21 protein-coding genes are annotated in these 23,656 nt (G+C 29.7%); 13 read left to right on the top strand and 8 right to left on the bottom strand.

All coding sequences use genetic code 11. The annotated features are described in order from the left end of the window. Positions 1 to 92 precede the first annotated feature (92 nt). Both SJY27_RS17205 and SJY27_RS17200 read right to left on the bottom strand, forming a co-directional pair. A complete protein-coding gene (locus SJY27_RS17205) occupies positions 93 to 3,749 on the bottom strand; it encodes a M1 family aminopeptidase (protein WP_397446105.1) in 3,657 nt (1,218 codons plus the stop codon). A 65-nt stretch (positions 3,750 to 3,814) separates the two neighbouring features. Next, on the bottom strand, positions 3,815 to 4,702 hold the full coding sequence (locus tag SJY27_RS17200) for an ATP-binding cassette domain-containing protein (protein WP_397446104.1): 888 nt from the start codon (positions 4,700 to 4,702) through the stop codon (positions 3,815 to 3,817). Positions 4,703 to 4,964: 262 nt separating this feature from the next. Between SJY27_RS17200 and SJY27_RS17195 the strand changes: the two genes are divergently transcribed. From SJY27_RS17195 to SJY27_RS17145, 11 genes are all read left to right on the top strand, one after another. Then, entirely contained in the window at positions 4,965 to 6,056 is a 1,092-nt protein-coding gene (locus SJY27_RS17195) for a M42 family metallopeptidase (RefSeq protein ID WP_397446103.1), read from the top strand. A gap of 159 nt (positions 6,057 to 6,215) precedes the next feature. Continuing rightward, positions 6,216 to 6,590, top strand: a complete 375-nt coding sequence (locus SJY27_RS17190) for an Hpt domain-containing protein (RefSeq protein ID WP_397446102.1) — start codon at positions 6,216 to 6,218, stop codon at positions 6,588 to 6,590. A 43-nt stretch (positions 6,591 to 6,633) separates the two neighbouring features. Next, positions 6,634 to 7,710 (top strand): tRNA modification GTPase, encoded by a 1,077-nt coding sequence (locus tag SJY27_RS17185; protein ID WP_397446101.1) that lies wholly within the window; start codon positions 6,634 to 6,636, stop codon positions 7,708 to 7,710. A 149-nt stretch (positions 7,711 to 7,859) separates the two neighbouring features. Further along, complete coding sequence (locus SJY27_RS17180; RefSeq protein ID WP_397446100.1) at positions 7,860 to 9,416, top strand: NAD(P)/FAD-dependent oxidoreductase; 1,557 nt, start codon at positions 7,860 to 7,862, stop codon at positions 9,414 to 9,416. A gap of 55 nt (positions 9,417 to 9,471) precedes the next feature. Next, positions 9,472 to 9,912, top strand: a complete 441-nt coding sequence (locus SJY27_RS17175) for an ATP-dependent zinc protease (RefSeq protein WP_397446099.1) — start codon at positions 9,472 to 9,474, stop codon at positions 9,910 to 9,912. Then, positions 9,909 to 10,784 (top strand): 30S ribosomal protein S6--L-glutamate ligase, encoded by an 876-nt coding sequence (gene rimK / locus SJY27_RS17170; RefSeq protein ID WP_397446098.1) that lies wholly within the window; start codon positions 9,909 to 9,911, stop codon positions 10,782 to 10,784. Before SJY27_RS17175 ends, rimK begins: the two co-directional genes overlap by 4 nt. Beyond that, positions 10,774 to 11,724, top strand: a complete 951-nt coding sequence (locus tag SJY27_RS17165; RefSeq protein ID WP_397446097.1) for a succinylglutamate desuccinylase/aspartoacylase family protein — start codon at positions 10,774 to 10,776, stop codon at positions 11,722 to 11,724. Before rimK ends, SJY27_RS17165 begins: the two co-directional genes overlap by 11 nt. A 122-nt stretch (positions 11,725 to 11,846) precedes the next feature. Further along, entirely contained in the window at positions 11,847 to 12,494 is a 648-nt protein-coding gene (gene pdxH, locus SJY27_RS17160; RefSeq protein ID WP_397446096.1) for a pyridoxamine 5'-phosphate oxidase, read from the top strand. Positions 12,495 to 12,527: 33 nt separating this feature from the next. Beyond that, on the top strand, positions 12,528 to 13,016 hold the full coding sequence (locus SJY27_RS17155; protein WP_397446095.1) for a SixA phosphatase family protein: 489 nt from the start codon (positions 12,528 to 12,530) through the stop codon (positions 13,014 to 13,016). Position 13,017: 1 nt separating this feature from the next. Then, positions 13,018 to 13,920, top strand: a complete 903-nt coding sequence (locus SJY27_RS17150) for a Ppx/GppA phosphatase family protein (RefSeq protein ID WP_397446094.1) — start codon at positions 13,018 to 13,020, stop codon at positions 13,918 to 13,920. 93 nt (positions 13,921 to 14,013) lie between these two features. Further along, positions 14,014 to 15,114: an OmpA family protein gene (locus tag SJY27_RS17145; protein ID WP_397446093.1), complete on the top strand. Its 1,101-nt coding sequence runs from the start codon at positions 14,014 to 14,016 to the stop codon at positions 15,112 to 15,114. Between the two features lie 57 nt (positions 15,115 to 15,171). On the opposite strand, the gene SJY27_RS17140 is transcribed toward SJY27_RS17145, so the two are convergent. Together SJY27_RS17140 and lpxK are read right to left on the bottom strand one after the other, a co-directional pair. Next, positions 15,172 to 15,660: a thioredoxin family protein gene (locus tag SJY27_RS17140; RefSeq protein WP_397446092.1), complete on the bottom strand. Its 489-nt coding sequence runs from the start codon at positions 15,658 to 15,660 to the stop codon at positions 15,172 to 15,174. A gap of 147 nt (positions 15,661 to 15,807) precedes the next feature. Beyond that, positions 15,808 to 16,839, bottom strand: a complete 1,032-nt coding sequence (gene lpxK, locus SJY27_RS17135; RefSeq protein ID WP_397446091.1) for a tetraacyldisaccharide 4'-kinase — start codon at positions 16,837 to 16,839, stop codon at positions 15,808 to 15,810. Positions 16,840 to 16,915: 76 nt separating this feature from the next. On the opposite strand from lpxK, the gene SJY27_RS17130 reads away from it, so the two are divergent. Both SJY27_RS17130 and SJY27_RS17125 read left to right on the top strand, forming a co-directional pair. Beyond that, complete coding sequence (locus SJY27_RS17130) at positions 16,916 to 18,010, top strand: Nif3-like dinuclear metal center hexameric protein (RefSeq protein WP_397446090.1); 1,095 nt, start codon at positions 16,916 to 16,918, stop codon at positions 18,008 to 18,010. Positions 18,011 to 18,012: 2 nt separating this feature from the next. Continuing rightward, entirely contained in the window at positions 18,013 to 18,786 is a 774-nt protein-coding gene (locus SJY27_RS17125; RefSeq protein ID WP_397446089.1) for a zinc ribbon domain-containing protein, read from the top strand. Positions 18,787 to 18,858: 72 nt separating this feature from the next. On the opposite strand, the gene SJY27_RS17120 is transcribed toward SJY27_RS17125, so the two are convergent. The 4 genes from SJY27_RS17120 to SJY27_RS17105 all read right to left on the bottom strand — a co-directional run bounded on the left by SJY27_RS17120 (position 18,859) and on the right by SJY27_RS17105 (position 23,526). Continuing rightward, positions 18,859 to 20,748 carry a DUF349 domain-containing protein gene (locus tag SJY27_RS17120; protein ID WP_397446088.1) on the bottom strand — a complete coding sequence of 630 codons (1,890 nt, stop codon included), beginning with the start codon at positions 20,746 to 20,748 and terminating at the stop codon, positions 18,859 to 18,861. Between the two features lie 110 nt (positions 20,749 to 20,858). Next, positions 20,859 to 21,614 (bottom strand): shikimate dehydrogenase family protein, encoded by a 756-nt coding sequence (locus SJY27_RS17115; RefSeq protein ID WP_397446087.1) that lies wholly within the window; start codon positions 21,612 to 21,614, stop codon positions 20,859 to 20,861. Then, positions 21,592 to 22,602, bottom strand: coding sequence for a DUF368 domain-containing protein (locus tag SJY27_RS17110; protein WP_397446086.1), 1,011 nt, complete (start codon positions 22,600 to 22,602; stop codon positions 21,592 to 21,594). Before SJY27_RS17110 ends, SJY27_RS17115 begins: the two co-directional genes overlap by 23 nt. Then, positions 22,603 to 23,526: a DUF368 domain-containing protein gene (locus SJY27_RS17105; protein WP_397446085.1), complete on the bottom strand. Its 924-nt coding sequence runs from the start codon at positions 23,524 to 23,526 to the stop codon at positions 22,603 to 22,605. Positions 23,527 to 23,656 lie beyond the last annotated feature (130 nt).

Below are 23,656 nucleotides of genomic sequence, written 5' to 3'. Positions count from 1 at the left end.
AACAATTATAACCGCATTAAAAAAGGAGATTTTTATTGAATCTCCTTTTTTATTATTTTAGTTTCTACAATATTCTAACCCAAATAGCAAAATTAAATTTTCTGACGATTATCCATCGACTGCGTATCGATTAATTTATTGTAAGGATCTACACCAACTTCAGTAGGTTTTTGATCAACAATTATGCTGATTTTATTATGAATCTGAGTAATTTTATGTTTCTGTAAATACAATTCTACTTCTTTTTTTACACCATCAACTTCTTCTGTACCAAAAACACCAATATCAATATAATCTGCTAATTTTAAAGATAAAATTGGTTTTTTCATTTTTTCTGATGTGTACGTTAAGGTGTCCCCTACTTGATCACCATAAATCTTTTTTCCTTTTTCGTTATTTCTATATTTAGCCACTTCAAACTCAATATCTACTTGATATTTACCATTTTCTAATGCTGTAGATTTTACATCTGTAATTCTGTTTTTATATAAAGTTATGGTTTCAAACATATCTTTAATTACATATTGTAAAGAATCTGGGGTAACTTCTTTAATGTAATTCACCATTTCTAAAGAAGTGGTATAAGGCGCTTCTTGAAATTTCACCTTTTCTACATATCTTTTTAAAGCGCTATTTAACTTTTCTTCACCTATATAATCACTCAAGGCATAAAACACTAAAGATCCTTTTTGATAACGAATATAGCCTTGCCCGTCATTATACATTAAAGGCTTTTCGCGCTTACTTTCAAAGGTTCTTTGCATTAAATACCCATCTAAAGCATCCTTTAAAAAAGTACGCATTTTAGTTTTTCCATTTTGATGCTCTAACACTTTTAAAGAAACGTATTCTGATAAACTTTCGGACAACATTGTAGCCCCTAAAACATCTGCACCAATTACTTGATGCGCCCACCATTGATGCGCAACTTCGTGCACGGTTACTGCAAAAGGATAATCAACCCCATCTTCATTATCATCATCAACATCTGCAATAAAACCAAAACCTTCTGAAAACGGAATGGTATTTGCAAAAGATTGCGCAAAGGTTCCAAATGTTCTTGGAAACTCTAAAATTCGTAATTGTTTGTGTTGATAAGGACTAAAATTCTTCTCATTATAATCTAAAGAGGCTTTCATCCCTTTTAACATTCTATCTAAATTAAAGGTATGTGGTTTATGATAGTAAATTTCTAAACTTACCCCTTTATACATCTCTTTTTTCACTTCGTATCTTGCAGAATTAAACGCGTAAAAGTTTAAGATTTTGCTATCCATTTTATAATGGAAATATTTGCGATTACCTTCCTCCCATTCTTTCTGCAAATATCCAGGGGCAATTGCAATTTGGTCTTTTGATGTAGATACTGTTGCCTCAAAATCTATCCAATCTGAATCTTTAGAAATATAAGTGTTTCCTAAAGCAGTCGAATCTGTAGGATAAGGATGTAAATCATTAGGTGGTAAATCGTACTTTTTACGGGTTTTATTATCTCTTAATTCTCCTTGAGAAGAATATCCTAAAGAAGGAAACATCGAAGAGTTATTGATAAACGTTCCATTTTCAATTATTGATGATTTTTGTCGAAAAGTAGAATTTTCTTCACTTTTTACTTGAATGGTTAACTGTAAAGAATCACCAGGTTGAATGGCATTTTCAAACTTAAAAATATCAAAATTAAAAATGGTATCTTCTAAAACTAACGTACTTGATTTGTTAAACTCAAACGTGTTTTCTAGCGAATTGTGATTCACAAAAACGCTATCAATAGCTTCATTAGTTTTATTTACCATGGTGTATACTGCGCTTGCTTTGTACGTTCTTTTCTTTGGATAAATATCAACATCTGCTTTTACAGCAACAATTCTAGGCTGTTGATAGTCTTCGTATTTTTTATACTTTTTTTCCCATTCAACTGCATCCAATTCTGCTTGTTTAGAAGATGAGTTTTCGCTGTCGGATTTGGTCTCTAAATAAATAACTGTCCCTAAGGTTACAAATGCTATAAAAACCACTGAAAATGTAATAATTTGCGGTATTTTAAAACGCTGTACTGCAATATGAATACGTTCTAAAAAAGAGCTTGGCAAACCTCTAACCCAAAATAAAACACTTAAAATTAAAAGGATTGTTCCGCCTAAAACCCAATACAATTTATACCATAAATATCTTGATAATGATGTTCCATAACCATTCATATCTGAATAACTAACTCCTGAACCTTGGTTATATCTAAATATTGGCAACTCTATACCAATAATTGGCAAGAAAGGCATCACAGAAGCAATAATAAAAATGATAAAAAAACCTAAATATTGATTTTTTACCAGAGTTTGAATAAATATAGCAAGCAATGCCCAAACCACAAAACCCAATAGTTTTAAACCAAATAATTCCTTAATATAATGTTCCACTTCAAAATTGTAATACTCTTGATAAATTTGAAATAACATTCCAGAAACCATAATTACAGCCAACAATACAATCTGCATTTTTACAAGCGCAATAAATTTAGAGAAAAGCAACGTCCAATTAGGTATTGGTGTACAATCTACTAAGTGATTTACATTAGCTGTATTGGCTCTTTGCACCAACATGCCAGCATATAAAAAAGTACAAATATTAATGACTAAAACCTCGAATAAAACACCACCATCAAGCATTTGTCTGGTAACTGGTAGTGTTGATGTTCCAAAAATTTCGCCCACTGTAAATAATGAAGTAATTAAAACAATAATCCCAACAATTAATATACAGATAAACGGAATGCTTTTAAAAATATATTTAAAATCGATGTTAGATAGTCTCCACATCGTTTTTAAATTTTGGACAAAAGAATAATTGTGTGTAACCTTTGGCAAAACTATTCTTGTAATTCCGCTAAAATTTCTTTTAATAACCCTTTCTGACTTTGGTTTTCTAAATGAAATAGTTATGGCATTTTGACTAAATTTAAAATACCTATAAACTACTGCAAATACCAAACTAGAAATAGCAAGCCATAATAACCTATTATATATAATAAGATTTTCTAAAGGAACTTGCAGTTCATTTTGCTCATAAACTGTCCAATATTTTGTGTATTTATTTAATGCAGAAAACCCAGAAGGCTCTAATAAAGCTAATAGGGTTTCTTGCTCTGGTTCTGAAAAAATATTGCTAATAGCACCTTGAAAAAACATTAAAATAATTACAGTAATAAAACCAGCGCCAACATTTCTAGAAAAAGTAACCACTGCAAAAACTACTGCCCCAAAAAACAACATATTGGGTAAAACATATATCAAATAGGTGTTTACATAACTCATTACATTCAAATCGCCAACAATATCTGCATTGGTTCCTGGAAATCGATACCCAATCATCATCCCTAAAGCTACTGCAAAAAGAATTGCTGTTACCACAACAATACCACTCAAAAATTTAGCAAATAAATAATTGGCTTTGGTAAAAGGATAAGAGAATAAAATGGTATGCATTTCGCTCTTAAAATCTCTATAAATAGAAACACCAATAATAGAAGGAAATAAAAAGAATATGAGTGTAGTAAATGCATTAAAACTGCCTACTATGTTTATGGGCGAATTTACAATTCTTGATGAACCTACAGTACCTGTAATACTATCCCAAATACCTGCAGAAGTTGCAGATATAAAAAAAGCAATGGTTACAAAAATTGCCATATAAATGTAAAACAATGGTCTTTTAAACCAGTATTTTAATTCTTGTTTGAATATTGTTGAAAACATATAAAATGTGTAATTGTGTAAATGTTGAATTGTTAAATTGAACTCAAAACGTGTAATTTTGAACTTTAAACTATTACAGGTTCATCTTGTTTTAAAGCGATAAAATATACATCATCTAATTGAGGAATAACCGAAATAAAATCTTCTGCAGGTTTTTCTGGTGAATAAACTCTTATGTTTAATGTATTATCTTGATTGTAGTTGGATGACAGAATATTGTACAACTTTTCATGCTCTTCTAAATCATCTCTATTAATAACTTTTTTCCAAATTTGCCCTTCAATTTCTTTTGTAGCTTCTTGTGGTGTTGTGTGTTTTAAAATTTTACCTCCATTTAAAATGGCCATTTCATTGCACAATTCTTTTACATCTTCTACAATATGTGTAGAAAAAATAACGGTACAATTTGTACCTACTTCTCTTAAAACATTTAAAAATCGATGTCTTTCAGCAGGGTCTAAACCTGCAGTTGGTTCATCAACAATAATTAATTTTGGGTTATTTAGCAATAATTGGGCAATTCCAAAACGTTGTTTCATACCTCCAGAATACCCTGCTACATGTTTGTGCCTAACTTCATATAGATTCGTTATTTCTAACAACTCTTTAATTAGTTTTTGACGATCGGCTTTATTTGCAACCCCTTTTAAAGTGGCAAAATAATCCAATAAATCATTAGCAGACATTTTAGGATATACCCCAAAAGATTGAGGCAAATACCCCAATACTTTTCTAAGTGACATATTATCTTCCAAAACATTAATATCGCCAAAAGTAATAGATCCAGAATCTGGACTTTGTAGTGTTGCAATGGTTCTCATTAAAGAAGATTTACCTGCACCATTTGGCCCTAATAAACCAAACATTCCTGTACCTATTTCAATACTTAAATTATCTATGGCTTTTACTCCGTTTTTATACGTTTTAGTTAGGTTATTAATGATTAGCTTCATTCTATTGGTTTTATGTTACTTTTTATCATAATTGAATAAGTGTAAAAATAAGGACTTTAGTTACATTTTTTTGTGATTTTTTTAATTGATATGCTAAAAAATGGTATTATTTTTACATTAAAGTTAAGCCTTAATCACAAAAAATTGATTTAATAATAGCTAAAACAACCCCTAAAACAGGCTATTTTAATACGTTTTTTTTAATAAATTTTTGGCCTAAACTTTTTACTAGCTTTAATTAATACTTTACAAACATTTTATAATGGCAGAACAATCAATTTTAAACGAAAAATCTTTAGAATTTTTAGAAAAATATTTAAACAACGCATCTCCAACTGGTTACGAATGGGAAGGGCAAAAAATATGGATGAACTACTTGAAACCCTATGTAGACAGCTTTATTACAGACACTTACGGATCTGCTGTTGGTGTCATAAATCCTGATGCAAAATATAAAGTTGTCATTGAAGGACATGCTGATGAAATTTCTTGGTACGTAAATTATATTTCTGATAACGGATTAATTTATGTGATTAGAAATGGAGGTTCTGACCATCAAATTGCACCAAGTAAAATTGTAAACATCCATACAAAAAACGGAATTGTAAAAGGTGTTTTTGGCTGGCCAGCTATTCATACCAGAGACAAAGCTAATGAAGAAGCCCCAAAACCAGATAACATTACAATTGATGTTGGTGCTGCCAACAAAACTGAAGTTTTAGAAATGGGAATTCACGTAGGTTGCGTAATTACTTATCCTGATGAATTCCATATTTTAAATGGAGACAAATTTGTTTGTAGAGCCTTAGACAACAGAATGGGTGGTTTTATGATTGCTGAAGTGGCTCGATTATTAAAAGAAAATGGTAAAGAATTGCCTTTTGGCCTGTACATAACAAATTCTGTACAAGAAGAAATTGGTTTACGAGGCGCAGAAATGATTACACAAACCATTAAACCCAATGTTGCTATTGTTACTGATGTTACTCATGATACTACTACACCAATGATTGAACCTAAAAAAGCAGGTTTAATGGAGTTGGGTAAAGGGCCAGTTATTGCTTATGCACCAGCAGTGCAACAAAAATTACGCGATTTAATTATTGATACTGCAGAGGCTAAAAACATTCCTTTTCAACGTTCAGCACTATCTAGAGCAACAGGAACTGATACAGATGCCTTTGCTTACAGTAATGGTGGTGTTGCTTCTGCTTTAATATCTTTACCACTAAGATACATGCACACTACTGTAGAAATGGTGCATAAAAATGATGTAGAAAACGTGATTAAAATGATTTATGAAACACTTTTAAATATTAAAGACGGAGATACTTTTTCTTATTTCGACTCTTAAAAACTGTAGTGTTTTAAAAAAATCTAAAAATGAATCCTCAATACACAAGTTTTGAGGATTCCTTTTTTTTTGAACTATCATTAAGGAATTAAAAAAAATTGAATATTTTTTTTATCTTTACACTATAGCTTACCAATAATCCCCCAAATAATTAAAATTATGGAAATTGACAAAATATTAACTAGTAATGTGGTTGATGTAAGTTCTGTAAAAAGTTTTTTCGGCACAGATAAAGATATGTTAATACAATTAATAAATGTTTATCTTTTAGAAACAACACCAAGATTAAAAACCCTAGAAAACAATCTTAATACCTTAGATTTTGAAGAAGTTAGAAGTGTATGTCACTTCCTAAAATCATCATTTGGTTTAATGGGCATCAGCTGTTTAGAAGAAATTATTGCTATAGAACAACTAACGAAACAGCATGAAAATGAAAATCTTATTAAAGAAAAATTAAGAAATGCTATTCCTATTTGTAAAGAAAGTATTGTTGAATACAAATCAATGTTAACAAAATTAGAAGCCTTGTAATTCTTTTCATAACAGAAACATTAAAATCTTAAAAAGTGCGTTAATGATAAATAAAAAGTACTGCCTATTAATTTTAATGTTGTCTCAAAATTTCTTGGCACAAATATCTTTTGAAAAAGGATATTTTATAAAAAATGATGGTAAATACATATCGTGTTTTATTAAAAACATAGACTGGAAAAATAACCCAAATAAATTTGACTACAAACTTTCTGAACAATCTAATATACAAAACGAAAACATAAATAATGTAAAAGAATTTGGTATTGATAGTGCATCAAAATACATAAGAAACACAATCAAAATAGATAGGTCAACCTCTAACATCAATAAATTAAGCACTATAAAAGACCCTGAGTTTAAAAAAGAAACAATTTTCCTTAAAGTATTAATTGAAGGAAAAGCAAATTTGTTTGTATATGAGGATGGAAATCTAAGAAAATATTTTTTTAATGTAGACAATGATAAAATTAACCAGCTAATTTTTAAATTGTATAAAACTAAATTTAATAAAGTTGCAAAAAATGTAAGCTTTAAAAAACAAATTTGGGACAATTTAAAGTGTCAAAATATTAACATCAAAGACATAAAAAACTTAGAATACAAAAAAAAACAGCTAATCAATTTATTTATAGATTTTAATGATTGTAGAAATTCAAATTATATAGATTACGAAACAAAGGACAATAAAAAGCCTTTCAATTTAAACTTTAGAATAGGTTATAATTTATCTAATTTAAAGGTTGTCAACACCATTTCTGACACCCAATTTGCTAATTTTGATAATGGTTTATCATATAGAATTGGTTTAGAGGCCGAATTTATTTTACCTTTTAATAAAAACAAATGGTCAATAATTTTAGAGCCTACCTACCAGTATTTTAAATCAGAAACAGAAGCTACAACGCAAAGTGCCACTTTAAATTACAGCGCAATAGAATTACCAATTGGCATCAGGCATTATTTTTACATTAATAAAAATTCTAAACTATTCGTTAATGCAAATATAGTTTCAGAAATTAGTAACAATTCTAATATTCTTTTAAATTCAGGATCAAACTTAGACCTTAATAAAAGTAAAAGACACTACTCTTGGACTAGAATTAGGCTTAAAACATAAAAATAAATATACCTTAGCATTTAGGTATCAAAAAACAGATGGCTTAAGTAATGACATACCCTGGAACTATGCTAACAAAACTTTTTCATTATTATTTGGATATTCTTTATTCTAACATAAATGATGTTTTATAAATTATAATTTTACAAATGATTAAAGAAATTCAACTTAGAGTTAATTTAATAGAAGAAAAAAAAGAAAATATCTTAATATACAAAGCCTCTAAAAAGCTTTCTGTGAATATTACTGAAATTTCTGCGGTAAAAGTTTTAAGAAAATCTATTGATGCTCGTAAAAAAGACATCATTTTCAATTATAAAATTGCTGTATATATTAATGAAACACCCGCAGAACAATCTGACTATACTTTTGACTATAAAGATGTTTCCAACGCAAAAGAAATTCACATCATTGGTTTTGGACCAGCAGGCATGTATGCAGCTTTAAGATGTATAGAACTAGGCTATAAACCTATAGTTTTAGAACGTGGTAAAAATGTGCAAGAACGCAGAAGAGATTTAAAAGCAATAAATCAAAAGCATATTGTAAATGAAGATTCTAATTATTGTTTTGGCGAAGGTGGAGCTGGTACGTATTCTGACGGAAAATTATATACCAGAAGTTTAAAACGTGGCGATGTTAGAAGAATTTTTGAAAACCTAGTTTTTCACGGTGCCACAGAACAAATTTTAATTGATGCACATCCACATATTGGTACCAACAAACTACCTAAAATCATTCAAAATATTCGCGAAACTATTTTAAAATTTGGTGGCGAAATTCATTTTAATAGCAGAGTTACCGATTTTATCATCAATAATAATAAATTAAATGCAATTCAAATTAATGACGATACAGAAATGACAGTGAATTCGGTTATTTTGGCTACAGGTCATTCTGCTAGAGATATTTATGAATTGTTGCATCAAAAAAAGGTGCATTTAAAAGCAAAATCATTTGCCATGGGTGTTCGTGTAGAGCATCCTCAAGAAATTATAGATCAAATTCAGTATAGTTGCGAAACTACAAGAAATGAGTTATTACCTGCTGCTGCCTACAGCTTGGTACATCAAGTAAATAACAGAGGTGTATATTCTTTTTGCATGTGTCCTGGAGGTTTTATTGTTCCTGCTGCAACTGCAAATGGAGAAGTTGTGGTAAACGGAATGTCGCCCAGTAGACGAAATAATAAATTTGCCAATTCTGGTATTGTCGTAGAATTAAATATAGATAAAGACTTTAAAAAATACGAGCATTTTGGTGCTTTAAAAGGTTTAGAATTTCAAAAAGATTTAGAAAAAATAGCTTTTTTTGCAGGTGGCAGAACACAAACTGCACCATCACAAAGGTTAGTAGATTTTGTAGACGGTAAACTCTCTACAGATTTAAATGAAACTTCATACCAACCAGGATTAAATGCTGCACCTTTACATTCGTTATTACCAAAAATTATAGGTAGCAGATTGCGAAAAGGCTTTAAAGCTTTTGGTGGAAAAATGCATGGTTATTATACCAATGAAGCCAATATAGTTGGTGTAGAATCTAGAACCTCTTCTCCTGTAAACATTCCAAGAAAACAAGATTTAGAACACACACAAATTGAAGGCTTATTTCCATGTGGAGAAGGTGGTGGTTATGCAGGCGGAATTGTTTCTGCTGCTATGGATGGTGAGCGTTGTGCAGAAGCCGTTGTTGCAAAAATCTAATATTTTTAATCATATACCAATAAGTATTCTTAATTTTACTCTTCAATATTTTATTATGAAAATTACAATTGGCAGGGTTGATAAAGCAGACTTTCCTGAATTATGTTTAGAAGAAATTGATGTAAAAATCGATTCTGGCGCGTACACCTCATCCATACACTGTTCTAATATAAAAGAAATTTCTTTACATAACACCCCTTTTATTAGGTTTACATTGTTAGACCCTGAGCATTCATTTTACAATAATAAAGAGTTTACCTTTAAAAATTACACGTCTAAAATAGTTAAAAGTTCTAATGGAATTTCTGAAACAAGATTTATGATTCAAACAGAAATTTTAATTTTTAATACAATCTTTCCTATTTATTTAACATTAACAGAACGAAAAGACATGAAATTTCCCATATTATTGGGAAGAAAATTTTTGAACAAAAAATTTTTAATAGATACCGCTAAAAAAAACCTATCACATAAATTAAAACAAACAAAAAAATGAGAATAGTTATTCTATCCAGAAATCCTAAATTATATTCTACAAAAAGATTAGTTGAAGCTGCTGAAAAAAGAAATCACGAGGTTTTTGTTGTTGATCATTTAAAATGTGATATTGTTATCGAAAAAAAATCACCCAAAATCTATTATAAAGGAGAATACATTTCTAATGTTGATGCCATAATACCAAGAATTGGTGCTTCTGTTACCTTTTATGGTACAGCTGTAATTCGACAATTTGAAATGATGAAGGTTTTTACATCTGTTAGTTCTCAAGCCTTAACAAGATCTAGAGATAAATTAAGTAGTTTACAAATTTTAGCAAGAGCGGGTGTTGGTTTACCAAAAACTGTTTTTACCAATTACACTAAAGATGTAGAACACGTTGTAGATTCTGTAGGTGGTGCACCTTTAGTATTAAAGTTATTAGAGGGCACACAAGGTCTAGGTGTTGTTTTAGCAGAAACAAAAAATGCAGCAACTTCAGTTTTAGAAGCTTTTAATGGTTTAGGAGCAAGAGTAATTGCACAACAATTTATAAAAGAAGCTGGTGGTGCAGATATTAGAGCTTTTGTAGTTGATGGTAAAGTTATTGGAGCAATGAAACGCCAAGGTAAAGAAGGTGAATTTAGATCTAATTTACACAGAGGAGGAAATGCAACTGTAATAGAATTAACAGATGAAGAAGAAAAAACAGCTTTAAAAGCAACTAAAGCACTTGGTTTAGGTGTTGCTGGGGTTGATATGTTACAATCTGCAAAAGGCCCTTTGGTTTTAGAAGTTAATTCATCGCCTGGTTTAGAAGGTATAGAAGTAGCCACAGGAAAAAATATTGCCAAAGAAATTATAAGATACTTAGAGATTCATGTTGAATAAACCGTTTACACTGCTAGGCAAAGTTATTCCAGAAGGAAAACGTACTGTTATTGATTTAAAAGTAGCAAAACTACACACAAGAACACCAATTAATGTTCCTGTTATTATTGAACACTCCTCAAATCCAGGCCCAGTAGTATTACTTTTAGCAGGTATACATGGTGATGAAACAAATGGAGTGGGCATTATTAGAGAAATTATAGATCAAAAACTAAATAAACCACAAAAAGGAACTATAATTTGCATACCTGTATTTAATATTTTTGGATATTTAATACACACGCGAGAGTTTCCTGATGGTAGAGATTTAAATAGAATGTTTCCTGGCACACAAAACGGCTCTTTAGCTAGCCAATTTGCCTACCAGTTTTCAGAAAAAATAGCCCCATTTGTAGATTATGTTATCGACTTTCATACAGGTGGTGGTTTACGAGATAATATTGCCCAAATAAGATGTAACAAAAATGATGACAAAGGATTAGAATTGGCTAAAATTTTTAATCCACCAATGATTTTCTTTTCTAATAATATTGTAAAATCTTTACGAGAAACTTTGCACAAAATGGGTAAAACCGTTTTGCTTTTTGAGGGCGGAAAATCATACGAATTAAACCCTACCATTATTAACGAAGGCGTTAACGGAACTCGAAATGTATTGATACATTTAGGTTTAATACAAGGTGAAATAACGGTAAGAGAAACCCCTATTTTCGTAAAAAAATCTAAATGGATTAGAGCTTCAGACTCTGGCATGTTAAAGGTGATGGTTTTTAATGGTACTTTTGTTAAAAAAAGAGAAGTTTTAGGAATTATTCAAGATCCGTTTGGTGAGTTTAAAAAGAAAATCTACGCTCCTTTTAATGGATTTGTATTTTGTATTAATAAAACACCAATTGTAAACAAAGGCGATGCTTTATTTCACCTAAGTATTGAGGATTAGTGAATTACAAATACTTCAAAAAACAAATACAAATAGTTACTATTTTTACCAAAAATCTCAAACTACATTCTTTTATTAGCTCAAAAACATTCGTATTTTTGTAATAACCACAAAAAAATAAAATGGCTAAAGACTTAAGTGATTACAGAAAATCATACGAAAAACAAGAACTTTTAGAAAACAATTGCCCCGAAAATCCAATGGAATTGTTTCAAACTTGGTTTAGAAATGCAGATGAATCTAATACAGTAGAGGAAACCAATGCAATGCATGTTTCAACAATTGGACAAGATGGATTTCCAAAAAACAGGGTTGTTTTGCTAAAAAAAATTACTTGGGAAGGTTTTATTTTCTATACCAATTATACCTCGGAAAAAGGAAAAGCTATTGCTGCTAATAATAATATTTGTTGTTCTTTTTTTTGGCCAGCGCTAGAACAGCAAATTATCATAAAAGGTAAAGCAGAAAAATTGGCAGAAAATTTATCTGATGGCTATTTTGAGTCAAGGCCAGAGGGTAGCAAATTAGGTGCTTGGGCTTCTAATCAAAGTACAGTAGTAGCATCAAGAGAAGAATTAGAAGCAAACTTAAAAATGTTTGAAAGAAATTTTGAAGGAAAAGAAATTCTGAGACCAAATCATTGGGGAGGCTATTTAATAAAACCAATTTCTATTGAGTTTTGGCAAGGAAGACCCAACAGAATGCACGACAGAATTAGATATTCTTTACAAAAAGATTTTTCTTGGAAACTTGACCGTTTGTCACCTTAATTTTTATATTTACAATTCCATTAGCCAAAATAAATGAAAACACTATATATAGTTCGTCATGCAAAATCTTCTTGGGAATATTCAGGAATTGATGATGTAGATAGACCATTAAAAAAAAGAGGAATTAAAGACGCTCATTTAATGTCTAAATTTTTGTCGAAAAATATTGATAGACCTGATGTTTTTGTTTCTAGTAGTGCAAACAGAGCCTTACATACCGCAATTATATTTTGTGACAACTTAGGCTTTCCTTTATCTAACCTTCAAATTAGCAGGCAATTGTACAGTTTTAGTGATGGTTATTTAGTAAAAACAGTAAGTGCTTTAGATGATGCTTTTAATTCTGCTATTATTTTTAGTCATGATCATGGTATCAATACTTTTGTGAATAAATTTGGTAGTAAACCCATTGCACATGTAACCACTTGTGGAATTATAGGTCTTAAATTTCAAGAAAAACATTGGAAAAATATTAAAAAAGGGAAAACATTTATGATCGAATTCCCTAAAAATCATAAATAATTTGAGTGCTTTAACAATAAAAAAATATGGTGCTATAGATATAGGATCTAACGCAATAAGATTATTAGTTTCTAATATTGTTATTAAAGAAGGTAAAGAAACCCAGTTCAAAAAATCTTCGTTGGTACGTGTACCTATTCGTTTAGGAGCAGACGCTTTTGTAAAAGGTTTTATTAGTGATGAAAACATTACCAGAATGGTAAACGCTATGAAAGCTTTTAAACTATTAATGGATGTACATAATGTAGAGCGTTACAAAGCATGTGCAACCTCAGCAATGAGAGAAGCTAAAAATGGTGATGAGGTTGTTGCAGAAATTTTAGACAAAACAGGAATTCAAATAGATATTATTGGTGGCAAAGAAGAAGCTGCAATTATTTCATCTACCGATTTAAATCAGCTTATTGAAGGTGATAATTCTTATTTATATGTTGATGTTGGTGGAGGTAGCACAGAATTTACTATTTTTTCTGGTGGTAAAATTACCAACTCAAAATCCTTTAAAATGGGTACTGTGCGTTTATTAAACAATAAAAAATCGGTTAATAAAGAAATTTTTGCCAATGTTGAAAAATGGATTACCAAAAACACAAAAAATCTTAAAAAAATAGCTTTAATTGGTTCTGGTGGAAACATCAATAAATTGTTTAAAATGTCTGGTAGAACAGAAGGCAAACCAATTTCTTACATCTATTTAAATGCTCAATATCAATTTTTAAAACAAATGAGCTACCAAGAAAGAATCTCTGAATTGAGTTTAAATCCTGATAGAGCAGATGTTATAATTCCTGCAACAAAAATTTACCTTTCTGCAATGAAATGGAGTGGCTCTAGAAAAATATATGTTCCAAAAATTGGTCTAGCAGATGGTATTATAAAAAGTTTATACTACAATAAACTATAATTTCTTGTTTTTACTGCTAATTTTTAAATGTTTTTAGTACTTTTGGCTGAATACTAAGCTACTATATCAAAGTATTTATTAATGTTCAAAAAAATGAAAAAAATTCTATTTAGCGCAGTTTTTCTAATGATGGCTGCATTGTCTTTTGGTCAGGACTTACCACCAAACCCTGAACCTGGTAAATGTTATGTTCGTTGTAAAACACCAGATGTATATAAGAACGAAACTGTTAACGTTGCTGTGTCACCAGAGTATAAAAAAATAATTTCTTATCCTGCTGAATACAAAACCATTAAAGAAAAGGTATTAATTAAAGAAGCTGGTCAAAAAATTTTAGTAGTACCAGCAGTTTGGGGAACTCAAGAAGTTACTTATTTCGAAAAAGAAGATGGTACAAAATTAGAAACACAAAAAGCTATTTTTGTTCAAGGTTTTGAAACTGTTGAAATAAAAGCCGCGACTGCAAATTGGGAAATGAGTGAAAAGCTACCTAATTGCGAGTCTAGCAATCCTGATGATTGTAGATATTGGTGTTATAAACCAAAACCAGCAGAGTTTAAAACTATGCCTGTAGAAAAATTGCAGAAAGATGCTTCTGTTACAAAAACAACTATACCTGGTGTTAAAAAAACCTACAAAAGAAAAGTAATGGTAAAACCACCAACTACAAGTATTGTAAAAACAGAACCTGAATATAAAACTATCGAAAAAACCATCTTAGTTAAAGACGCAAGAACTGAAGAGGTAATTGTACCTGCAGTATATAGATCTGTTAACAAACAAATTTTAGTTAGAAAAGGAGGTCTTACTTCTTGGAAAGCTGTTGATTGTGAGTTAATTGACAATACTCCTTTACCTATTAATTGGGATTTTTCTAGTGCTGTTTTAAATGATGGTGCTAAACAAATTATAGATGCAAGATTACTACCTATTTTAAGAGATGGTGTTGCTGTTTATATTGAATCTCATACAGATATGAGAGGTACTAAAAAAGACAATCAAGAATTATCTGATCTTAGAGCAAAAGCAGTTACAGATTATTTGATATCTAAAGGAATTAATGCGAGTCAGTTGTTTGCTAAAGGATTTGGAGAATCTAGATTACTTAATAAATGTTCAGACAATGTTAAATGTTCTGAAGCAGAACATTCTGTAAACAGAAGAACAACGTTTAGAGTTGTAAATCAAAATTAAGAATCAATTTCATTCATAAAAAAAAACCAAAGTACAATTACTTTGGTTTTTTTATGTTTAATATTTTCTGATAACTTCTTTAAAAAAAGGATAATAATATTCCGTCATAACATACCCTTTTTTTTCTGCTATTTTTTTACCTCTATGATTAACTACCATTAATGTTGGAAAAGATTTTACTTTATATTTTTCTTTTAAATATAAATTTTCACTCATCTTATCAGGATCAATTAAATCTTTTCTTCTTGGAATATCTACTTCTAACAATACTAATTCATTATCAGAAATAGATTTAAATTTATCTGTATAAAATAATTCATCATTTAAAACTTTACATGGTCCACACCAATCAGATCCTGTAAAATAGATTAAAACAGGTTTCTTTTCTTTCCTAGAAATCTTTAACGCTTCTTTATACGTTGGTGTCCAATTAAGTTCAATCTTTTTAGATTCAAAAACGCTTACACTATCTGCTGTAACTATTTGAGATTGCATAGACTGAAAAGTAAAAAAGCCAATCGCAAAAAAAACTATGAATTTATTCATATTACATTTTGTTTATTCAAAAATATCAAAAATAATACCATTATAAAATTAAATTTGTGACTTGTTAAAAAATAGAGTGTCTTACAAGTGTTATGTAATCATTAAAATGATAACTTTTAACAAAAAACTCAAAAACAAAAACCGGTGTTAACAACATCGGTTTTGCTGTATATGATGAATAATTTGTTGATTAAAAACCTCTTGTTGATTATCTAAAAATTTTGTTTCAATTTCAATAAAATACAAATTCTCTAAAGCATCTTTTAAACGCACGTAGTCTTTTTCTGTAGTTAATAGTATTTTCTTTGCAGACTTTATACTGGTAAAAACACGCTGTATCTCGTTAATTTCTTTAGTTGAAAAATGATGATGATCTTGATATTTTAAATGTTTAAAACTAATATTTTTAGTTTCTAAAAATGCTAATAGTGGGTTTGGATTTGCAATTCCTGTTACTAAAACCACTTCATAATCTACTAAAATATCTACTGCCAATTTATTTTTAAAAGAAATAATATTACCATATGAAATGAAAGTAAAATAAATTGGCTTTTTATATGTATCAAATCTTTTTTTTATAATATTTTGGTTGGATTTATTTAAATCAGATGGACATTTGGTTATAATAATAACATCTGCTCTTATTGCCCCTTTTCTACTTTCTCTTAAATTACCAGTTGGTAACAAAAAATCGTCTGTAAATAAATCGTTATACTTAGTGAGTAGAATATACAAGCTGCCTTTTATTTTTCTATGCTGATAAGCATCATCTAACAATACAACTTCTGGAGATTTTTGATCAATTAAATTTGTAACCCCTTCTACCCTATTTGCATCAACAGCCACATTAATGTTAGTAAATTTTTTATAATATTGCAGAGGTTCATCACCCACATCTAAAGCAGTATGGTTGTCATTTAACAAAACATAACCACTAGTTTTACGCTTGTATCCTCTACTCAAAACAGAGACTTTAAAAGTATCTTTTAACAGTCTTATTAAATATTCTATTTGTGGGGTTTTACCTGTACCACCAACACTTAAATTACCAACTACAATAACAGGAGTTTTAAAAGAAGTTTGTTTAAAAAAACCGGTATCAAAAAAGAAATTTCTGATTGTTGTTACAACATCATATACTACAGCAAATGGAAATAATAAAAATCGAAGAAATTTCATTAACACGAAAATAAGTCATTTTTATGAATTGATGCATTGAAAATACTAACTTTGGCTTTCCATTAAGTTTTAAGGTATGATTATAAAAGATATTACAAATTACATAGAAGAAATTGCCCCATTAAACTACGCAGAAAATTTTGACAATGTGGGGTTATTAGTAGGCAATTATGACACTAAAGTATCTGGCGTTTTAGTTACCCTAGACACCTTAGAAAAAACTATTGATGAGGCAATTGCTAGAGATTGTAATCTAATAGTGAGCTTTCACCCTATTATTTTTAGCGGTTTAAAAAAATTAAATGGTACTACTTATGTAGAGCGTGTAGTTCTTAAAGCTATTAAAAATGATATTGCTATTTACGCTACACATACTGCTTTAGACAACTCAAAAGTAGGAGTTTCTGCAAAAATAGCAGAAGTTTTAGGGCTGAATAATACTAAAATTTTAATTCCTAAAAAGGGAATCATAAAAAAACTGACCACTTTTGTACCTGCTGAAAATAAAGAAGAATTAAAGTCTGCATTATTTGCTTCGGGTGCTGGAAACATTGGTAATTATGATCATTGCTCATTCTCTGTTTCTGGAGTGGGTACTTTTAAAGGCAATGAAGAGTCGAACCCTGTTTTGGGTGAAAAAGGCAAGCTAGAAACTGTAAATGAAATAAAACTATCACTAACTTTTGAAAGTAAAAATGAAAGTAACATTTTAAAAGCTTTGCAAGAACATCATCCTTATGAAGAAGTAGCATACGAAATTATTACCTTAGAAAATATTCATCAAAATATCGGTATGGGAATGATTGGAGAACTACCTCAAGATATGGGTGAAAAAGAATTTCTGTTGTACCTAAAAAAAACGATGCAAACAAGCTGTGTACGTCACTCTTCATTTATCAACAAAAAAATAAAAAGAGTAGCTGTTTTAGGTGGCTCAGGTAGTTTTGCTATTTCAAACGCTAAAAGAGCTGGAGCAGATGCGTATATAAGTGCAGATTTTAAATATCACGAATTTTTTAAAGCCGAAAATAGTATCCTTTTAGCAGATATTGGACATTATGAAAGCGAACAGTTTACAAAAAACCTTTTGGTTGACTATCTTACAAAAAAATTTAGTAATTTTGCAATCGTTTTATCAGAAAAAAGTACGAATCCTATATACTATATATAAACATGGCAAAGAAGAAAGAAATTTCGGTTGAAGCAAAATTAAGAGCTTTATATGACTTACAATTAATAGACTCTAGAATTGACGAAATTAGAAATGTTAGAGGGGAACTACCTTTAGAGGTTGAAGATTTAGAAGATGAAGTTGCTGGGTTAAATACTCGTATTGCTAATTTAAATAAAGATGTTGCTAATTTAGAAACAGATATCAATAACAAAAAGTTAGCGATTGAAGAATCTAATGCTTTGATGAAAAAGTATGATGAACAACAGAAAAAAGTAAGAAATAATAGAGAATTTGATTCTTTATCTAAAGAAATTGAATATCAAGATTTAGAAATTCAATTGGCAGAAAAAAGAATCAATGAATTTAAAGCTAAAATTGCTCAAAAACATGAAGTAATTGATGCTACTAAAGATAAGCTTGCAAAACAAGAAAAACATTTAGAGCATAAAAAAGCTGAATTAGATGCCATTTTACAAGAAACGCGTAAAGAAGAAGAGCTTTTAATAAAAAAATCTCAAGAGTTTGGTGATTCTTTAGACACTCACTTATTTGCGGCATATAATAGAATAAGAACCAAAGTAAAAAATGGTTTGGCTGTTGTAGCTATTGAGAGAGGTGCTTCTGGGGGTTCTTATTTTACAATTCCGCCTCAAGTACAATTAGAAATTGCAAATAGAAAAAAAATTACTATAGATGAACATAGTGGACGTATTTTAGTAGATGCTGCTTTGGCTGCTGAAGAAAAAGAGAAAATGGATAAATTATTTTCTTAAACTAAATACCTATTTCAATAAAAAAACTCGAAGTAATTAACTTCGAGTTTTTTTGTGCCTATAAAGTTATTTTTAATAATCTAACTTTTTCAAATAACCTAATTTTTGTTTCCAGATTGCTAAATCATCTTTAAATTCATTAACTCTATTTTTTACATTAACCACTAAAGGATTATCGTCTTTTGCATTAGAGAAAAAACCTAAATTATTTTCTAATTGTTGAATTTCTCTAACAATTTCATCTATCTTTTTTCTTACAAAAAGCTGTTCTGAATCTAGTTTTCTAACATCGTTATCAGCAACATAACCATCAACAACGTTGGTAAATTTTAACATAGCAACTTCAGTTTTATCTAAAGATAAATTGCTTAACATTTTATCTATTTGTTTGTTAAACTTACCCTCTAAATGACGTGCATTTCTTGGTAACCTCCCTAATGCTCGCCAATCGCTTATTGCTTTTAAAATTGTTTCTTTTGTAGAGCTTGTTGTTTCTTTTAAATCTTCTAAAAATTGCTTTTTAGCAGCTACAGTTAGTAAATCTTCTTTACTTGCAGCATTTTTTTGTTGGTGATAGCGATCAAAATAATGATTACAAGCAGCTTTAAATTGTGTCCAAACTTCATCAGAAAATTTTCTAGGTACATGCCCTATTTTTTTCCAATCTGACTGAACTTTTTTCATGGCATTTGTTGCCATTTCCCAATCATCACTATCTTTTAAAGATTCTGCAAGTGCTATTAAAGCCAGTTTTTTATTTAAATTTTCTTGTTGACCACTTTTTTCGTTTTTATAAAAAGTGTTTTTAGCACTATTAAACTTTTTGGTAGCAGCCTTAAATTTCTGCCAAACTTCTTCACTCTTAGCGTATGGCAATTTACCAGCATCAAAATACTGTTTTCTTAATTTTTCTATATCGTTAATGCTTTTCTGCCAATCGTTATGCGTTTTATTGTTAGAAGTATCATAGGCATTAATTAAAGCTACTACTGCAACTTTTTTATCTATAATTTCTTGGTGTTTAGAGCGCATCTGTTTAAAATACTCATGTCTCTTATCATGAATGTTTTTAGTTGCTACACTAAATTTGTGCCAAATTTCTTCGCGCATTTCTTTAGCAACTGGCCCTATATCTTCTTTCCAAGCCCTGTGTAATTCTTGTAATTCTTTAGATGCATAATTTATATCTGCCTCGTTTGTTAGTGCTTCTGCTTTTGCTATAATTTTAAGTTTCTCTTCTAGATTATACTTAAAATCTAAATCTCTAAAATCGTTACTTAAATGCAGTAAATCGTAAAAACGCTCTACATGATGATGATATATTTTCCAGGTATCATTATAATATGATTTTGGAACAGGCCCAATTGTTTTCCAGGTATCTTGAAGCTCTTTAAAATTTTTATACATGGTCTTAGAGTCAGCCTCTTCAATCAAATCTTTTAAACTTTCAATTACTTGAACACGTTTTTCTAAATTTTGATTTAGTTCTTTTTCTAAACTTTTGTAGTAAGCATCTCTTTTCTTTTTATAATCACCTAATAAACTGTTGTATTCTAACTTTATAGGACTAGAAAATTGAAAATCGATAGAGTTTCCTCCATCAGCTAAAAATGCCGCTTTTTTTTCTGCCAATAATGCACCAAACTTTTGATTAAAAGCGCTTTTAATAGCCTCTACCTGAGATTTAATAGCTTGTACTGGGTTTGTTTTTAGTGTTTTCTGCAAAGCAGCAACCATCTCTTCTAAAGTAAATTTAGAATAGTCTACAACAGTAGTTTGATCTTCATTAGAATCGTTTTTCTCAGAATTTTCAGCAACCGAATTCTCGATTTCGTTTACTGCTTCTGTATTTTCATCAACTTCTTCTTTAGGTGTTTCAGCTGCAGTACTTAACGGATTTGTTATTTCTTCGGATGAAGTTGCTTCTGATTTTTCAACGTTTTTCTCTTGTTTATCCAACATAATTACTATGTTTAAAAGGTCATTATATAGTATTATACTATATTCTCATCAAAAATAGTGACTACTTATAGGAATTGCAAGATAAATTTATAAGTAAAATTGATAATTGACTAATCTTTCCAAACTCTCCAAGATTCTTCTGCTTGAAGTTGTAACATTTCTAAACCATTTTTAACAGTTGCCCCCATTTCTTTTCCTTTAGATAAAAAAGTAGTTCGTGCTGGGTTATAGATTAAATCGTAGAGTATATGTTTAGTTGTAATGTGTTGATAAGGGATGTTTGGGCACTTTTCTATATCTGGTGATGTACCTAAAGGAGTTGCATTAATGATAATTGTATATTTTTGAATTTTTTCTTTTGTTAAACTATCATAAGAAATTTCTTTATTGCCTTTAGGGTTTCTAGAAACAAACTTAAATTCTATATCATTCTTTTTTAACGCATAAGCAATGGCTTTTGATGCACCACCTGTACCTAAAATTAAAGCGTTTTTGTGCTGTTTTTGTAATAAAGGGCGAATAGAGTTTTCAAAACCAAATACATCTGTATTATACCCTTTAAGATTACCATTCTTTGAGAATTTTATGGTATTTACGGCTCCTATTTCTTCTGCAGTTTTGTCTAACTCATTTAAAAAAGGAATAACATCTTCTTTGTAAGGTATGGTTACATTCATTCCCTTTAAATGCTCACTTTTTTTAATAACAGAAGGAAAATCTTCAATTTTATTCAAATCAAAATTGATATAATTATAATTTTCTAGCCCAAGTTCTTTAAATTTTTCTGAAAAATATCCTCTAGAAAAAGAATATGCAATATTTTTACCTAACAAACCAAATAATTTATTTTTCTCTTTTTCTCTCATAATAATCTATACCTAAAATTAAACCAATTCCCATAAAAATAAAAAGCACTGCAACCACTGTTTCAATAGTCAGTGCATCTGGCACAAAGCGTTCATAATTTTTTATAATTTTATGACCATCAATATCTAATAAAAAAGAATCGCCATCTGTAACATACACCTTTTTTTTCCAAGGCCAAACAATGCCTAGAGAGCCTGTTATAAAACCAATAATAATGGCATTTACAATATTACGCCAACGTTTTAAAACATACCCTAAAACATGAGAAATAGACACCAAACCAAAAGTGGAACCTGCTGTAAAAACAGAGATTATTTTTAGATATTTCATTTTAACTGGATCAGAAAAAACTTGAAAATTACCTGTTAAAACATTCGTTATAATATTAAATAAAACGTTAACTGAGTCAACCAAAAGTAAAACATAATTACCCAACAAAATTAAAATAAACGAGCCTGAAAGCCCTGGTAGTGTCATCCCAGAAACCCCAATTATACCACAAAGAAAAACAAACCAAAGGTTATCGTTTTCTTTAGCTGGTGTTAAAAAGCTAATGCCTAACCCTAAACTAACTCCAAAAATTATGTATATAAAATTCTTCTTATTCCAATTTTCAAACCTTTTACCAATATAAATAACAGAACCTATGATCATCCCAAAAAACCAACTCCATACATAAAGTTCAAAATGCTCTAAAAAATAATCTAATATTAGCGAAACACTAAAATAACTAAATATGCTACCCCCCATTACAAGCAACATAAATTGGGCATTTACATATTTAAAAAAGCTTTTGAATTTACCTGTAAACAAAAATTTAAAAGCAGTAAGGTTTATTTTTTGAAACGAATAAATCATCTCTTCATAAAAGCCTAAAACAAAAGAAACTGTACCACCTGAAACTCCTGGTACTTTATTGGCTGCACCCATTGCTAAGCCCTTAATAAACAACATTATTTTTTGTGCAAAAGTTCTTTCTTGCTGCATTTATTGCTTTTTTACTGCTAATCTTTCCATCAATAAAATTAAAGAAAAACCAATAACTGCCAAAATAATAGCAAAAGTTAGTTGAGCATCACCATCAAAAGACAAAGGTGAAATGCTTTGTTGGTTAAAAGGGACTTGATCTCCATGAGAATTTGTACGCCATGTTAACGTTTCTTTCCAAGGCCAAATTTTATTTAAAGACCCAATAATAAAACCAGTTAAAGCTGCTAACGTATAATTTTTATAATTAGCAAAAAGCCATTTTAATATTTTAGAAAAAGACAACAAACCCACTACAGCCCCAACCATAAATACTAAAATTGTTTTAAAATCACGATCGTTTACAGCATCTAAAACAGGCTTATAAGCACCCAATAAAACTAAAATAAATGAACCAGAAATACCGGGTAAAATCATTGCACAAATTGCTATAGCACCAGCAAAAAAGATATATAAAGATGATGAATTTTCAGAAACTAAAGGATTTAAAGTAGTGATATAGTAAGCTAAAAATGCACCAATAATTAAAGCTAAAACCGAAATAAAATTCCATTTTGTAATTTGCTTGGCAATGTAAATTATACTAGCCAATACCAAACCAAAAAAGAAAGACCACAATAATATCGGTTCATTTTCAAGTAAATATTTTATTGCTTTTGCTAAAGACACAATACTTATAAAAATCCCCACAAATAGTGCTAATAAAAAATTTCCATTCAACTCTTTCCAAGCTGCTTTAATTCCTTCACTTTTTAGGGTTTTAAACAAACCTATTTTTACATTGCTAATAGAGCCCAATAACTCTTCATAAATACCAGATATAAAAGCAATTGTACCTCCAGACACACCAGGCACAACATCTGCAGCACCCATGGCCATACCCTTTAAACCTACAACAATATAGTCTTTAATTGTTCTACTCATTTTAAGCTTGATTTTAAAAAAAACGAAGGTAAACTAAATTTTAAAAAAAAATTAGCTATATGACTTAAATCATCTAATTCTATAAAATTCACAACTATTTTTGCCATGAAACTATAGACATAAAACTTAT

This window comes from Polaribacter sp. R77954 (assembly GCF_044595335.1).
GTDB lineage: Bacteria > Bacteroidota > Bacteroidia > Flavobacteriales > Flavobacteriaceae > Polaribacter.
Note: the sequence above shows the minus strand (reverse complement) of the source record. Positions and strands in the feature narration are given on the sequence as shown.